The following is a 14,311-nucleotide window of genomic DNA, read 5'->3' on the forward strand; positions in this document are numbered from 1 at the left end:
TTATGTAAATAAAAAACAGCAGGAATGTATTCCTGCTGTCCTTTTAAAATGCTAAGGTGAAGTTGTGCAACAGTCACTTGTAAGGCATCCTCTTTTTTTACTGTGGAATTTCCCGTAGAACATTGTCGCAGAAAGTTTCTGAAATCTGTTCTTTCAGCTGTGTGCCATCTGATAGCTGACAGAAAGGTCCTGTCGGAATGTCACTACAGTTTTTACTTGCTTGCTCACAAGTGAAATTTCCATTACCATCCGGAACCATAACGTATCCCGGTACAATAGCTTTGTTTGTCTGATTTGCCATCTTGGTGGCAAATGCTGTTCCTGTTCCTAGTACAACTAGTAAAGCAGGGAAAAGGATTTTTTTCATAGAATGAAATATTTAGTGTTGCCTACTCTGTTTATCGGTTTTCGGCATCCCCGATTTAATGTATTGCGATAATGCTTTTGTTATTTTATATTGAGTAAGCTCTTTATTATGGATTGTGTACAGATAGTTTTCCGTTACCACGATATCGGTGAGTCTATGATCATCTTTCTTAAAAATATAGATACTGCCTACATAACTTTGGGAATCAATGTCGTATACATCCAATACATCTGATTTCTTCCAGGCTTTTCTGGATTCGTGTCTGCCCATCAGATTAGATTGTACAAAAAGCAGATTCTTATAAACAATTGATCTTATATTCACCTTTAATGCTGGTGCTGTCATTTTGTAAGTGCCGTCGGAAAGCTTCGTTGTCTTAATCTGAGCTGTTTTTACGGTATCGATAGTTTTCAAATGCTGTTGTACGTGCATGCTGCTATTCATGACGATCACCTGATTTCTGTAAGTATAGGTATATAATAGTTTTTTCGCATTTGTTTCGTAGGCCATGCTTCCGTCAACGTCGAAAAGACCATCAATCTGTTTCCGTAAAATTTTTGGTTTTAATTGTAATTTCTCATGACCGTCAATATCAAGCACTCCTAAAACCAAATGATTATTGGGACGAATTTGTGTCCTTATAACAAAATGGGAAGAGTCAATGACCTTGAGGTCATTAAAAAAAGCATCTTTATAGCTTATTCTTATTGTTGAGTCGGTTCCAAGCTTACCTTTAAATAGGATGGGTACCGATCCATCATAGATATAGAAATGTTTGTCTGATACTATTTGTCTGATATTTTTGTAAGGATGATCTGTTTCTATTCGGGCAGAGACAACAGCTTTTCTTTGCATCGAAGAGTCAATTGTGAGGAGCTGTTGCGGATATTTCTGGTTAGACAGATAAATGTTATGACCATCAAACCCTGCAAAATAATAAAAATCATTGCCCAGCTTTATTGATTGATGCTCAATGAGAGGGTGTTTGATAAATCGCCTTGTAAAATTATTTTCCTTTTTAATAACATATTCCGAGGAAAGAAACATTCCTATTATTAAAATGATACTAAACAGGATTGATGTAGATACTGTTAAAGCAGTTTTTGATGTGCGAACAGGAATTTTCTTTTCCATTAAGAATATGGCAATACCAGCAAGTAATATACACACTGCATTAAAAATTAAATGTTCAGTCCAGCCTAGTTTTTCCAGAATCCCTCCGCAGGAACAGGGTACAAAGTCACTAAAGTTGAGAATGATGAAAATATAGGCTGTAAATGCTGACATTAAAACAATTGAGAGGTATAAGCCTACTCGTATGCAAATGGGTATCAACAGTAAAATAGAAGCAACCCACTCGATAATAATGACACTGTAAGAAACAAAACCTGCATAAGCGCTGAGAAGTGGTGACTGCGCTAATTGTATCTGAAATCTTTCAAATTCCAGAAGTTTACTGACACTGGCATAAACAAACAAGAGAATAAAAAAATAACTTATAAGATAAGTAAAAAAGGTCTGAAAATTTTTCATGGCTTTCTAGTTAGTAGGTTTAACAAACCTGAATCAGTCTCCATTTGATTTTCCACCCACAATATTCAGGCATTGGTTCACCCTTGAAAAGGGTTACAGTTGTCTTGAAATTCCCCATACTTTCCCAGATGCCACTCTTTGGACATGGTAAGCCTGTAACAACTGATATGGAGGTATGAGGAATCATAGTTTATATTTAGTTTTTACTCCTTAGTAAGCCTCCAATTATCACCGTCTCTTACGGGAGGATCTTTTGTTTCTGGATCTTCAATTACTTCTAGGGATTTAGTCGAATCCTGTTTCATTACCAAACCGTTTATTGTAGGTTTTGATTTTTCAGTATGTTCATTATTTGAGATTATATCTTCATCTCGATGGGTACAGTTTTGAAGACAAACGGCACCGATCACTATGCTAAAAATTGGGATAAACTTTTTCATTTTAGTAATTTTTAATTAGGTTATCCCGGCCGGATTATATTAGAATTCTGATGTCAAAATTATTCGGATTATGTGCTGAAAAAAACTGTTCTATGAGTCTATTTTAAAATTGTTACGTCTCAATTTTAAAATTAATACAGGTAAGAAGCGCATTTAAGTTGTTTATTTTCAATACTTTGTGTTTGTTGTTTTGTTGATTGTGTTTAATTCTTTTAAATTTGATTTATTTAAAACATAAATGATTATTTTTGAATTGGTGGGGTTCTAAATATCAGTAAATGAAAAGGTTTTATTGCTTTCTCTTCTTAATTTCTGTTTTTTCACATTTTTTATTTTCACAACAAAAAAAGGAAATGACTTTTAGTGAGATCAGAAAATCTTATGAAAAAATGACGATCGATGACATTAATGCAATGCCATTTGTAAAACTGTATATTGAAAAAGCAAAGAAAGAAAAGAAATTTTCAAAACTGATCCAAGGTTATAGAGACGGGCGACAGTTTGACTATAAAAATAAAATGAAATATGCTGACAGCGCACTTACTGTAAGCCTGCAGCATGGAACCAATGATGATATCAGTAAGGATTATTTAAGCAAAGGTATTCTATATTATTTCTATCAAAAAAAGTATAAACTAGCCTTGAATGAGTATCTTAAGGCCTATACTTATTCAAAAGGATCGAAGGATCAATATCATCATTACAAAGTCCTTTACCATATAGGAATTGTAAAAGGTCATCTGGGTTACTTTGATGAAGCATTGGAGCATTTTACAAGCTGCGCTGCATTTTACAATTTAAATTCGAATATAAACGATCATGAAAATGAAATGTTTAATTATAAGAAAGGTTATCTGAACTGTTTACACCAATTGTCTGTAATCAACCGATATCTAAACAATCTTGCCAAGAGTGACAGCTTAAGTATATTAGGGTACAGGTTAACAGCCGATGATAGTGATTTTGATTTAGAGCAAAGTTACTTTCTTAAAGGTATTGGAATTTCCAGGTATTATAAAAAAGATTATATAGGGGCTGAAAAATATTTGCAAAAGTCTTTGCCAACTATTGTTGCACGAAATGATTTTGCCTGGGCTTCTGTAGTATATTATTACTTGGGTAAAACATTTGAAGCACAGCATAATATTGATAGGGCAGTAGATTGCTATGAAAAGGTAGATTGTATTTTCAACAGGCATGACTTTATCCATCCAGAAGTGTACAAGAGTTATCATTATCTGATCGATAACTATAAAAATAAGGACATCAACAAACAACTGTATTATACCAACCAGCTTTTAAAAGCGGATAGTTTAATCAGCAAAGATTTTCCTTATTTATCTTCAAAACTTCATAATGACTTTGACCGTAGAACATTGATTGAAGCAAAAGAGGAAATTGAAAAGTCAAGCGGTAAAAAAATTGTAATTGCCCAGATATTGATTGTCTCAGGAAGTCTTGTTCTGGGATTTTTTATTGTACGGTACCTGAAAGATCAAAAGATCAAGAAGCAATATGACCTTCTTCAGAATAGAATAGCGGATGGAAGTTATAATTTCAATAATATTTTAAGTGAAGAGTCGGCGGAATTTCCTGTAAGAAAGACTTCTCTCACCCCCGAAATAACAGCGGAAATTAGCCAGAAGCTTTTGAGGTTTGAGCAAGAACAGCAGTTTAAAAAGAAGGGACTCACACAGAAAAGCATTGCTATCAAGTTAGGGACAAATTCTCACTATTTATCTGTTTATATCAATGAGCAAAAAGGGATAAATTTTAATAGATATATGGCGGAACTGCGGATTAATTATATTACCAATTTACTCAACACGAATAACAAATACCTAAACTATACCATCGAAGCTTTAGCTGAGGAATGCGGTATAGCTGCACGTCAAAACTTTTCAAATTTGTTTTTTGATATCAATGGTATCCGGCCAACAGATTATATAAAGAATCGGAAAAGGGAGTTGGGTATTAGTTGATTAGAGTCCGCCTAAAGGATTTTTTGTAAATTCCTGAAAAAAGGACATGGTAACAAAAACTCTTTTTAAAAAAACATCACAATTAGCGGAAGAACTGGATCTCAAGATTAACGAAGTATATGCTGAGGGAAGTGATTTGATTAAAATTTCAGAAAAGGCTTTATTCATTATTGATGAGTCAATAAGGAAGTTGAAACTAATGGTTTCCAATCATCATTTTGATCATATTGCCGAGGAAGTATTCTTTTTTAAGAAGCTAAAACCACAGTTTATTTCAAAATTCATCTATTACTCGACGGTACTAGATATTGAATCTCATAAGCCGGCTGCAGGAAATAAGACTTTAAAAAAATATTATGAGGCAGAGCAGGAAAAGTTGAGGGCCTTTTATTTGGAACATTCTGAATTCTACAGTTATTATAAACGGGAAGCAACCTATCTTGATCATAAAATATTTGTACGCAACTCCTACGATTTGAAAATGAAGCTATCTTCCGGCTTCTATAATTATGATCCATGCTTTACAACATCACATGATCATATGATTGCCAGATTTATTTCCAATCAGCAATTTGATCAGTATTTAAAAAAGCAGATTGAAGGCTCTAATGAAGACGCAACATCAAAAATACTATCTCCTCTTAACTGGTCGGGATCAAAAGTCGGACTTATAGAGCTAATCTATGCTCTTTACCAGATGCGTTGTTTTAATGGAGGTAATATAGAATTAAGTGAAGTCATAAAATTTACAGAAAAGTCATTGGATTGCGATCTTGGCAATTTTCATAAGACCATATTTGAAATTCGTAACCGAAAGCAGGGACCCACCAAATTCCTTCAACTGGTCAGTGATAACCTCAATCACTATTTTATGAACAGCGATATTGAGTAATAAAGTGGATAATGGGACCTCAAATAGTATTCGTTCTGAGGTTTCATTATTTAATCTTCTTTAATCAAATGCTGCAGATCAGGGTCATTTTTTATCCGATTCATCTCAATTGAGATAATGGTAAGGATATCAGCCTTGACACATTTGTAATTGTCTTCAATCTGTTTACCCATTAAATCATTTCCATCATTGTCGATAAAGGATCGGATTTGTGGTATTTTCTGATATTTTTTAGTTTCCTGAGATATCTTGATACTATCTACAACGATCTCTGAATGAAATATTTTCTGTTCTATCCTCTGATCAAAGTTATCTGAAACAGCACCTACAAAAAATCCTTGTGTTAAGGTTGAAATTTTAGAAGCGGGAATTAAATAATCTAACTGTGTTGAAATTGATGTCGAAGTATCGTTTCTGTTAATGGACAAACTCTGTCTTTTTTGAAGTACTTTTCCGAAACGCTCCGAAAGACTTTTTGCGGTTTCACCCACAACCTGGCCGCTGAAAATATTTCCAACGGTGTTCTGAATAACTTTACTTTCTTTATCTCCATAATCTCTAGTCAGTTGAGAAAAGTCCTGGAATCCCAGGCAAACTGAGACTTTATTGCTTCTTGCTGTTGCAATCAGATTATCAAGCCCCCTAAAATAAATAGTTGGTAACTCATCTATAATAACAGAACTTTTAAGTCTGCCTTTTTTATTAATAAGCTTTACAATCCTAGAATTGTACAACCCCAAAGCTGCAGAATATATATTCTGTCGATCAGGGTTGTTTCCGACACATAATATTTTAGGCTCTTTCGGATTATTAATATCCAGCGAAAAATCATCTCCTGTCATCACCCAATACAACTGTGGAGAAATCATTCTTGATAATGGAATTTTTGCAGATGCAATCTGACCCTGAAGCTGATCCTGCGCCCCTCCTTGCCAGGCATCCATGAAGGGAGATAAATAGTTTTCCAGCTCTGAATATGAAGTTAATATGGTAAATACATCTTCATATTTTTTATTCAAAAGTTCAATAGCATGTGGGAAAGTACAATACTTACCTCCCTCATAAATTTTTAAAAACCATATGATCGCTGCTAGCAATATAATAGGGCTTTCGACAAAGAAATCTCCCTGCTTTTGTATCCAGCTTCGATTGAGATTCAACATGATGGTGTAAGCAGCCTCATAAGCATCGGAGATATCTGTCATGAAATTTGGATTTAACGGATTACATCGGTGGCTTTTTCGTGGATCATCAAAATTAATGAGGTAAAATTTCGGCTTCACTTTATATTTATCGCTATGCTTGAGCAGGTGATTGTAGGCAATGGATGAAAGATCGTCGAATTTAAAATCGTAGATATACATACTAAATCCTTTCTGTATATGCTGTTTAATGTAATTATTGATAACAGCATACGATTTTCCAGAGCCAGGAGTCCCCAGCACAATAGACGCTCTAAAGGGATTCACAATATTGATCCATCCCTTATTCCATTTTCCTCTGTAATAAAATTGAGTAGGAAGATTGATGGAATATTCATTTGCTATCAATTTGGTTTCTTGCCAGAAACTCTCGTTTTCGTTATTAAAAACATCGTCCATAAGATTGGTGCGTAGCAATCGGCTCATCCATACGCCGGCCATGAGCAAAGCGAGATAACCTAATGAGATGGTAAGGATATACAGCAATGTACCTATTGTGGGAGATAGTTTCAGTAATGGTGTACTAAGGAAGAACAGCACAAAACCTACACTGAGTGCTACGTAAATTTTAGGCCAGGTTATCTTGTCATTCTTTACGCCTTTAGTTCCTAAGCAGCTTAAAGCCATTAAAACCACAGCGAATGCTTTGGTGTAAAAGGTTTGTGAAAACAAACCTGTGGTCCGGTTGAAATTGGATAGTATTTTGTTGATGAGCTCTAATGTCCAACCTTGTTTTAAAAAGAATTCATAACAAAACCAGTACAGGTGCATCAGCATCAAAAGGATGCTTACACTTCTCATGAAAGCCATAATTTTGGATAAACCTCTTAAATCATCTTCTCCCTGCATATCTCTATGAATTTAATTTTTGCAAGTGAATGTAGAGACTATTAAGAGTGACTATAAGAATGTGGTAGAATGTTGTGGCAAGTGGAAGAGTTTGACCATAATAAAACTAAAAAAAGTGATAAATTGAAAAATAATAGATATCTGGAGCAGTGTAATTTTAGTCTTCTTTATTTCTAATATTGCTTTTACACAAAGCAATTTGTTTTTTCATTGTCTTTAATTCTTTTATCTTTTGATCAATTTGTGCTAATTTAAGATCAAGAACTTCAATTTGTGCTTTTTGGGAAATTTCTTTTTTATACCAAACATCAACAACTTCTTTAATTTCTGACAATGTAAATCCAACCGCTTTTGCCATTTGTATAAATCTAAGCTTTTCTGCGACTTCATCTCCATAATAAACATAGTTATTAGTGGTTACTTCCTTTTTTGTTTCTCCTCTAAAAAGACCGCTTTTTTCGTAGAAACGTATTGTTCCAATCGGGATACCCGTTTCCTTGGAAAGTTGATTTATTAATTTCATATGTTAAATTATCTTAAATGTATGAACTATGTAGTATACTGTATACTTGTGTGTTGTAAAATTAGTACATATTTTTGCATATCACAAGCTGGCAATTAAATAATTACTGTATTGTAAAGATTTGAAATAATTTAATAAATAGCTTTTTGATTCTAATGAAAATGCTCTTTTAATATGATAAATACCAAAAATTTTGCTCCCGATGAGCTCATTAAATTAGTTCCAAATTTCACCAGTCATTATGCTGATGTAAATGGAGTAAAACTCCATTATGTAATGGGTGGACAAGGTGAACCTTTGATATTGATTCCGGGCTATCCTGAAACCTGGTGGGCATATCATAAGGTAATGCCCATCCTTGCGACTAAATTCCATGTTATTGTTGTGGAAATGAGAGGAATGGGAAATTCAGACAAACCGACAGACGGGTATGAAAAAAAGAACATGGCAAAAGACATCTTTGAACTCGTAAAAAAATTAGACTTTGAAAAGGTTTATGTTGGCGGACATGACATTGGTGCGCACGTAGCATTTAGTTTTGCCATGAACTATCCAGAAACAGTTTCTAAATTGATTATGCTGGATACCCCGCATCCGGATACAGGAATGTATCATTTGCCAATGTTGCCGGTATTCGGCGCTGACTATCTTTATCCTTGGTGGCTTGCATTTAATCAAGTAAAAGAACTTCCTGAACAACTTCTTGAGGGGCGTATGGATATCGTTATTGAATGGTTATTTAAAAACTTATTGAAGGATCAAAAAAGTATAAGCGATTTTGATAAGGCTGTTTATACCGCTGCCTATAACGACAAAAATGCAATTCGGGCATCAAACGCGTGGTATCAAGCATTTCCAAAAGATATTGAAGATAGTAAAACGTATGATAAACTTACAATTCCCGTAATTGGAATCGGTGGTAGTGGATATGACATATTAAAAATGTCGTTACCAAATAGTACAACAAATCTCCAACTAAAAAAGATAGAAGATAGTGGACATTTTATACTTTCTGAAAAACCAAATGAAACCGCTGAATTAATGATTAACTTCTTAATGCAGTAGTACTGATAAAAAACAAGTATCATTTCAGTAATTTGATACATTGAACATTTAAGGCTTTATTTCTTTTTAAATAGAGCCTTTTTAATATAAGAATATTTATAAATAAGTAAAGGTTTAAAGTCTACTAGCGAAAACCTCTTTTCCTTTTCTTCTTCATTTTATTAACAAAGTCCTGCTCCTCATCATCTTCACCTTGTGCTTCGGGTATTAAACCGCCCAACGCTTCAATCAAACCATCTTCGTGTTTATCCGTTGATAAAAAGTCAAACAAATGATGGCGTTCTTCTGTAGGAAGATGCATGTCGTTTAATGATGGTTTAGTTTCTGATACGACAGGTCCTTTCATATCCTTTTTGATATTCCTGTTCCAATAATCATTAAAGTGATTGGCCGCAAGCTCTTTTCCTAACCTTGATCCATTCCAAACTGTTTTAGAATGATGGTCTATGAATGTTACCCCATAAATTCTTCCTTTTTCATTTCTCCGAATGACAGTATCAATATGGTGCATAGCTAATTGTCTTTTAAAATGAGACTCATTGTCTGTGGACTGAAAAGTTGTAAGAATAAGAGATTTAAGATCTTTTTGTAAAGGTTTATTTTTCAGTCTACATTTCTCAAAATATAACTGTAAACTTTCAAGTCCGGCTGTTTTCCCAAATAAAGAAGCTTTAAGTGCATGTCCTGTCTTTTTTCCATCATCAGATAACGGAAAATATAGCAAACCCTTTTTCAATTTCCCATGCAATTCACCTTCTATCTGTTCGGTAGTTATATTATAAAGAGAAAGTAATGCATTATATTCACCGAATGTTTGGAATTGGTAGTATTCGGTGAGATGGCGAATGACTGAAGAAATCTGACTTTTTACATCACCTTTTTTGTAATCTACGGTACGAAAAGTTTTTATATTCTGATGACTTTGTTTTTCAGTTGCCGGTTGAAGTCCGAATTCTTTTTCCAATTCTCTGCAGATTTTCATCGACCTTACTTTTTCAAACTGATCAGAAATCTTTTTACCATTTTCATCTACGCATACAGAAACAATATGGATATGGGAACGGTCAATATCAGTGTGTTTGAACACTACAAAAGGCTGCTCACCATAACCCATCTCACGCATATACTGCTCTGCTATTTCTTTGTATTTTTGATCAGAAACATGGTCTCTAGGATCGGGGTTAAGAGAAATATGGAGCGTATGTTTTTCTGTTTTTTGATTAGCGATCAGATAAGGCTCAAATGATTTCATCAACTGTGGCACAGAATATTGTCCATTCAGGGTTTCTACCATTTTGCTGGTCAATAGAATTTCTCCTTTCTCCTGTTGTATCTTGGTATTATTGTATGACAAAACTCCAAAAAGATTGTTGCTTCTACCAATTTTTGCGATCATTCAGCATTATTATTTTGTAGATTCTTTTGATGAAACTCTTCGGTAATTTTAATGACATTTTTAAAAATTTCAATCATTTCTACCGTTTGTTTTTCCAACTTGTACAGAAAAGAAGCTGCTTTTTTTTCAGAAAAATGGGTGTAAAGAATCTTCACGATCTGATTGTAGTTGATGCCTACATTACGAAACTGGCTATGAAAAGAGGTCAACCGCATATAAAAATCTAAACTTCCCTTATCAATTTTTACCGTTTTTATGGGTTTGTTAAAGATACAGGACGTTATAAAATGAGCTTTAACTTTCATTCCTGAATGATCAAAAAGTTCAAGAAACCGGGAATGTTCCAATTCATTCAAAGAGATGGTATATCTAATCTTGGCAGGATCAACTTTAGGATGTCGTCCTCCCTTTTTCTTTTGTTCATTGTTTTTATCATTCATAATCTTCTACTTTACTCTATAAACACCGACTTCGGAGGTTGTTTTTCTGCCCCCTGCAAGGGCAAGTTGTTTTTAGCATCGGAAATCATTTCGAGATGCTCAAAACACAACTTGCCCCTTTCGGGTGAAAGGAAATTCTAGTAAAAAAGCAGATGGAGTACTGCATAGTATAAATAGAATTCAACCTCTTAAGATTCCTCTGTCTTCTTGGAACAAAATAAGCCACAATGATTTATAGAGACAGCATTAGAGAGAAAGCCAAAGACAGTCACTTAAAGCCAAAAACGACCATTATATAGCTTCCAAGAAAGAAATATTATTCATTTGGGTCAGAGTGAAAGCAGGATTTCCTGGCTGCAGATGTAACAGAAATCTTGAATAGTGGAAATCCAGCATGCTGGCCTTCCGGACTTCCCGCCATCACGATATCATTTTTGAGAGACAGAAATCAGAAAATCAATCGATCAGGATTGTAAGATGGATGACATTCATTACATACTGCCGGAAGTCAATATAACTTTCAGGAATCACGGCCAACATTCGTGATAGCTATGATTCCCTCATGAGATTATTAAGGTTTGAATGCTTTCCATCCCTCATTCTTTACAATTTGACTTAACTAAAATTCAATTATAATGACAACAAAAAAACAACCCACCATTATTGCATTTTCTACTCAAAAAGGAGGAGTTGGAAAAAGTACGTTTACAACACTTATCGCAAGTATTCTTCATTATCGGATGGGATATCAGGTCACCGTCTTTGATTGTGATTTTCCACAGTACAGTTTACTCCAAATGAGAGAACGTGATTTGAAAACGGTAATGCAGAATGAAATCCTAAAAAAGATGGCTCACAAACAATTTACGAGTATCAATAAAAAAGCTTATCCTATTTTCCAGAGTAAAGCTGATCAGGTCTTAGATGAAATAAAGATGTATGTTGAAGGATCCGAAATAACGCCTGATATTATCTTCCTTGATTTACCGGGGACCGTGAATACCACAGGTATTTTACAAACCCTAACCAATGTCCATTACATTTTTTCTCCCATTACTGCCGATCGCGTCGTACTGGAGAGTACACTGAGTTTTACTGATGTTTTAACCAATGTATTGATGAAAGAAAATCAGACAGGGATTCGAGGTATTCATTTGTTCTGGAATCAGGTGGATGGAAGAGAAAAGACAATGTTGTACAAAAATTACAGTAAGGTAATCTCAGATTTAGGTCTACAGCTTATGGAAACAACCATTACAGACAGTAAGAGATTTCGGAAAGAAGGGGAGTTGGTAGCAAAGACGGTTTTTCGATCGACTTTACTGCCTGCAGATCCTAAGCTGTTAGTTCAGTGCAGACTGGATCAATTTATAGAAGAATTTTTGAAAATTGTCAAATTATAGCAATATGGAAAATGATAAAAATAACAACGAGGCCCAAGGTATTGATGAACAGTATTTAATGTCTATTATGGCTGGAAGTGCCAAGAAAGAAATATCGATTAAAAATGCAGATCCTCCAAAGGGCAAAGAAGTACAAAAGCATACATTGAAGAATAAGAAGAATAATGAAATAACTTATGTTGAGCAGTTTCTAACCCATCATACAATGACTAAGCGTGGTGATAAAAGTATCTATATCCGTTCTGAATATCACGAGCGCTTATCTCGTATTATTCAGATTATTGCAGAAGATCAGATTCCACTGTATGCCTATCTGGATAATATTCTGGCTTACCATTTCGAAATGTTTGAAAAGGAAATTACAGAGGATTACAATAATAAATACCGTCCAATTTTTTAATGTATCATTTTATGGAACAAATAATCATTATAGGTCTGCTCATTATTATCATTCTTATCCTTTCCGAAAGAAAGTTTTCCACAAGTATCCCCCGTAAAGAAGACTCTTCTATGAAAATGAATGTTCCATCTATTATGGGTGAGACCAAGGAAAAAGAAAGACTGGTATTACCAATTGATGCCAATAAAAGACAAGGTGAGCCTGCTTTACTTACGGTTGATAATTTTGATTCAGAAACTAAAGAGGAATTATTAGGAGATGTTGCTTTAAAGAAAGGTCTTGATGATATTCCCATTAAAAACGATGAGCTGGAGCAAGAGGATGAAGATGGGCTATATGAAAACTCTATTATTGAAAGCGGGTTTGCTACAGGGGTTACCTTTCAGGAATTGAGTACTGTGGGTCAGTTGCTTCAGCAGGACTTGTTGGAGGCTGACTTAGAACAACAAGCAGTAGAAATAATTCAGAAAATTCAGGGAACCGAGCTTTTTGATTTGTTAGAGAATTCATTAGGAGAGGCTTCAAAAAGAATTGGCAGCTTGCTAAGGGAAAGTATTCCGGATGATGAAAAGATCATTTCTTCTAAGAAGAGTAATTCTTCTGATAGTTTCGATATCGGGGAGTTTGTTTAGGCAAATTCCCCTTTAACGATGTGATATAACGGAACTTACTCGGGTCTTTTATCAAACAATTCATGGAGTTTCTGCTGCAGAACTTTTTTGTCAGGAAGCTGGGTCTTATATTCGGAAACCATGGTGGGGGACAGGCTTCTGCTCAGGGCATATTCTACTACTTCGCTATCTTTATCTTTACAGAGCAATACTCCAATGCTTGGATTTTCATTTTGACGTTTAACATCCCTATCCAAAGCTTCTAAATAAAAATTAAGCTGCCCCAGCTGTTCAGGTTTAAATTTGTCTGCTTTCAGTTCAAATGCGACCAGGCACTGGAGACCTCTGTGAAAGAATAGGAGATCAATATAAAAATCCGAATTCCCAACCTGTATTTTGTATTCTTCGCTGATAAAAAGAAAATCTCTGCCTAACTCCAGAATGAAGTTTTTCATCTGCAGTATCAGCCCTTTTTGAAGTTCGCTTTCACTAAACGTTTCGGGTAAGTTTAAAAAATCAAATACATAACTGTCCTTAAAGGTATTGGCAATCTCAGGGTTTGTTTCTCTCAACAGTGTTGAGAGATTTGAATTTCCGAGCATGGTTCTTTCAAAAAGACTGCTGGAGATTTGTCTTTCAAGTTCCCTAAAACTGTAATTTTCCTGTTGGGTCAGTTTGATGTAAAATTCTTGTTCTTCAATTGTTTTGCAACGTGAAAAAATAGCCAGATTATGAGACCAGCTGATTTCTCTCAACAGTGTTGAGATTTTTGGAAACTCCTTGTAGGTTTCATAAAACTGCTTCATTCTCCAAAGGTTTTTATCTGAAAACCCTTTGATTTCAGGTTCATTAGCTTGGATGTATTGAGCCAGTTCTTTGACCACAGATTGTCCCCATTCGCTCAGCTCTACCTTCCTGCTGATATATTCCCCAATATTCCAATATAAATCGATCAGTTCTTCATTGACTTTTCTTATCGCATTGTTACGAGATCGGGTGATGAGTTCAATAATATCAGCGAACCTTTTATCCATGATTGTCTTTTTGAAATTCGACTACAAATTTACAATTAATTATAAACGAATACTGGCACTTGTCGTCTTAGTTTAAAGCCAAAAGCTTCCTAATGACGCCATTAGCCCAAAATAATTCTAAGGCTCAAACATCTTTGTTCCATAGTTCCGCAAAGTGCGGTACATCATAACAAA

The 14,311-nt window shown here is 34.7% G+C and carries 15 protein-coding genes; 6 read left to right on the plus strand and 9 right to left on the minus strand.

The features are described from left to right. Positions 1 to 97: 97 nt before the first annotated feature. Genes ACMA47_RS15825 through ACMA47_RS15840 form a run of 4 tightly spaced genes read right to left on the minus strand, consistent with a single transcriptional unit; the run spans position 98 to position 2,340 of the window. Positions 98 to 367: a DUF6520 family protein gene (locus ACMA47_RS15825; RefSeq protein ID WP_413930530.1), complete on the minus strand. Its 270-nt coding sequence runs from the start codon at positions 365 to 367 to the stop codon at positions 98 to 100. A gap of 12 nt (positions 368 to 379) precedes the next feature. After that, a complete protein-coding gene (locus tag ACMA47_RS15830) occupies positions 380 to 1,900 on the minus strand; it encodes a DoxX family protein (protein ID WP_413930531.1) in 1,521 nt (506 codons plus the stop codon). A gap of 19 nt (positions 1,901 to 1,919) precedes the next feature. Continuing rightward, positions 1,920 to 2,087, minus strand: a complete 168-nt coding sequence (locus tag ACMA47_RS15835; RefSeq protein ID WP_413930532.1) for a hypothetical protein — start codon at positions 2,085 to 2,087, stop codon at positions 1,920 to 1,922. A 16-nt stretch (positions 2,088 to 2,103) separates the two neighbouring features. Then, positions 2,104 to 2,340 carry a hypothetical protein gene (locus tag ACMA47_RS15840; RefSeq protein ID WP_413930533.1) on the minus strand — a complete coding sequence of 79 codons (237 nt, stop codon included), beginning with the start codon at positions 2,338 to 2,340 and terminating at the stop codon, positions 2,104 to 2,106. 353 nt (positions 2,341 to 2,693) lie between these two features. On the opposite strand from ACMA47_RS15840, the gene ACMA47_RS15845 reads away from it, so the two are divergent. Both ACMA47_RS15845 and ACMA47_RS15850 read left to right on the plus strand, forming a co-directional pair. Beyond that, on the plus strand, positions 2,694 to 4,322 hold the full coding sequence (locus ACMA47_RS15845) for an AraC family transcriptional regulator (RefSeq protein WP_413930534.1): 1,629 nt from the start codon (positions 2,694 to 2,696) through the stop codon (positions 4,320 to 4,322). A 46-nt stretch (positions 4,323 to 4,368) separates the two neighbouring features. After that, entirely contained in the window at positions 4,369 to 5,214 is an 846-nt protein-coding gene (locus ACMA47_RS15850) for an RteC domain-containing protein (protein WP_413930535.1), read from the plus strand. Positions 5,215 to 5,264: 50 nt separating this feature from the next. Here the strand turns inward: ACMA47_RS15850 and mobC are convergent, their stop codons facing one another. Next, the gene (mobC, locus tag ACMA47_RS15855) at positions 5,265 to 7,265 is read right to left on the minus strand and encodes a conjugal transfer protein MobC (RefSeq protein ID WP_413930536.1); all 2,001 of its coding nucleotides are present in this window, start codon (positions 7,263 to 7,265) and stop codon (positions 5,265 to 5,267) included. A 157-nt stretch (positions 7,266 to 7,422) separates the two neighbouring features. Continuing rightward, on the minus strand, positions 7,423 to 7,788 hold the full coding sequence (locus ACMA47_RS15860) for a MerR family transcriptional regulator (RefSeq protein ID WP_413930537.1): 366 nt from the start codon (positions 7,786 to 7,788) through the stop codon (positions 7,423 to 7,425). A 174-nt stretch (positions 7,789 to 7,962) separates the two neighbouring features. On the opposite strand from ACMA47_RS15860, the gene ACMA47_RS15865 reads away from it, so the two are divergent. Next, the gene (locus ACMA47_RS15865) at positions 7,963 to 8,853 is read left to right on the plus strand and encodes an alpha/beta fold hydrolase (RefSeq protein WP_413930538.1); all 891 of its coding nucleotides are present in this window, start codon (positions 7,963 to 7,965) and stop codon (positions 8,851 to 8,853) included. A gap of 124 nt (positions 8,854 to 8,977) precedes the next feature. Here ACMA47_RS15865 and mobB read toward each other — a convergent pair whose 3' ends face one another. Then, a complete protein-coding gene (gene mobB, locus ACMA47_RS15870; RefSeq protein ID WP_413930539.1) occupies positions 8,978 to 10,249 on the minus strand; it encodes a conjugal transfer protein MobB in 1,272 nt (423 codons plus the stop codon). Beyond that, positions 10,246 to 10,689: a conjugal transfer protein MobA gene (mobA, locus tag ACMA47_RS15875; protein ID WP_413930540.1), complete on the minus strand. Its 444-nt coding sequence runs from the start codon at positions 10,687 to 10,689 to the stop codon at positions 10,246 to 10,248. The genes mobB and mobA overlap by 4 nt, the downstream gene beginning before the upstream one ends. Positions 10,690 to 11,324: 635 nt before the next feature. On the opposite strand from mobA, the gene ACMA47_RS15880 reads away from it, so the two are divergent. From ACMA47_RS15880 to ACMA47_RS15890, 3 genes are read left to right on the plus strand one after another with little or no spacing between them, the layout of a single operon-like run. Continuing rightward, a complete protein-coding gene (locus ACMA47_RS15880; protein ID WP_413930541.1) occupies positions 11,325 to 12,092 on the plus strand; it encodes a ParA family protein in 768 nt (255 codons plus the stop codon). 4 nt (positions 12,093 to 12,096) lie between these two features. After that, entirely contained in the window at positions 12,097 to 12,492 is a 396-nt protein-coding gene (locus ACMA47_RS15885) for a DUF3408 domain-containing protein (RefSeq protein WP_413930542.1), read from the plus strand. Positions 12,493 to 12,503: 11 nt separating this feature from the next. Next, positions 12,504 to 13,124: a hypothetical protein gene (locus ACMA47_RS15890; RefSeq protein WP_413930543.1), complete on the plus strand. Its 621-nt coding sequence runs from the start codon at positions 12,504 to 12,506 to the stop codon at positions 13,122 to 13,124. Positions 13,125 to 13,159: 35 nt separating this feature from the next. Here ACMA47_RS15890 and ACMA47_RS15895 read toward each other — a convergent pair whose 3' ends face one another. Further along, entirely contained in the window at positions 13,160 to 14,137 is a 978-nt protein-coding gene (locus ACMA47_RS15895) for a PDDEXK nuclease domain-containing protein (RefSeq protein ID WP_413930544.1), read from the minus strand. Between the last annotated feature and the right edge of the window lie 174 nt (positions 14,138 to 14,311).

This window comes from Chryseobacterium sp. T20, from assembly GCF_047345655.1.
Lineage (GTDB): Bacteria > Bacteroidota > Bacteroidia > Flavobacteriales > Weeksellaceae > Chryseobacterium.

Bases quoted from the DNA above. Each gene is read 5' to 3' on its own strand.
- ACMA47_RS15860 (WP_413930537.1), bottom strand. From the start codon at position 7,788: ATGAAATTAATAAATCAACTTTCCAAGGAAACGGGTATCCCGATTGGA.
- ACMA47_RS15850 (WP_413930535.1), top strand. From the start codon at position 4,369: ATGGTAACAAAAACTCTTTTTAAAAAAACATCACAATTAGCGGAAGAA.
- ACMA47_RS15825 (WP_413930530.1), bottom strand. From the start codon at position 367: ATGAAAAAAATCCTTTTCCCTGCTTTACTAGTTGTACTAGGAACAGGA.
- mobA (WP_413930540.1), bottom strand. From the start codon at position 10,689: ATGAATGATAAAAACAATGAACAAAAGAAAAAGGGAGGACGACATCCT.
- ACMA47_RS15895 (WP_413930544.1), bottom strand. From the start codon at position 14,137: ATGGATAAAAGGTTCGCTGATATTATTGAACTCATCACCCGATCTCGT.
- ACMA47_RS15885 (WP_413930542.1), top strand. From the start codon at position 12,097: ATGGAAAATGATAAAAATAACAACGAGGCCCAAGGTATTGATGAACAG.
- ACMA47_RS15845 (WP_413930534.1), top strand. From the start codon at position 2,694: ATGACTTTTAGTGAGATCAGAAAATCTTATGAAAAAATGACGATCGAT.
- ACMA47_RS15835 (WP_413930532.1), bottom strand. From the start codon at position 2,087: ATGATTCCTCATACCTCCATATCAGTTGTTACAGGCTTACCATGTCCA.
- ACMA47_RS15840 (WP_413930533.1), bottom strand. From the start codon at position 2,340: ATGAAAAAGTTTATCCCAATTTTTAGCATAGTGATCGGTGCCGTTTGT.
- mobC (WP_413930536.1), bottom strand. From the start codon at position 7,265: ATGCAGGGAGAAGATGATTTAAGAGGTTTATCCAAAATTATGGCTTTC.
- ACMA47_RS15890 (WP_413930543.1), top strand. From the start codon at position 12,504: ATGGAACAAATAATCATTATAGGTCTGCTCATTATTATCATTCTTATC.
- ACMA47_RS15880 (WP_413930541.1), top strand. From the start codon at position 11,325: ATGACAACAAAAAAACAACCCACCATTATTGCATTTTCTACTCAAAAA.
- ACMA47_RS15830 (WP_413930531.1), bottom strand. From the start codon at position 1,900: ATGAAAAATTTTCAGACCTTTTTTACTTATCTTATAAGTTATTTTTTT.
- mobB (WP_413930539.1), bottom strand. From the start codon at position 10,249: ATGATCGCAAAAATTGGTAGAAGCAACAATCTTTTTGGAGTTTTGTCA.
- ACMA47_RS15865 (WP_413930538.1), top strand. From the start codon at position 7,963: ATGATAAATACCAAAAATTTTGCTCCCGATGAGCTCATTAAATTAGTT.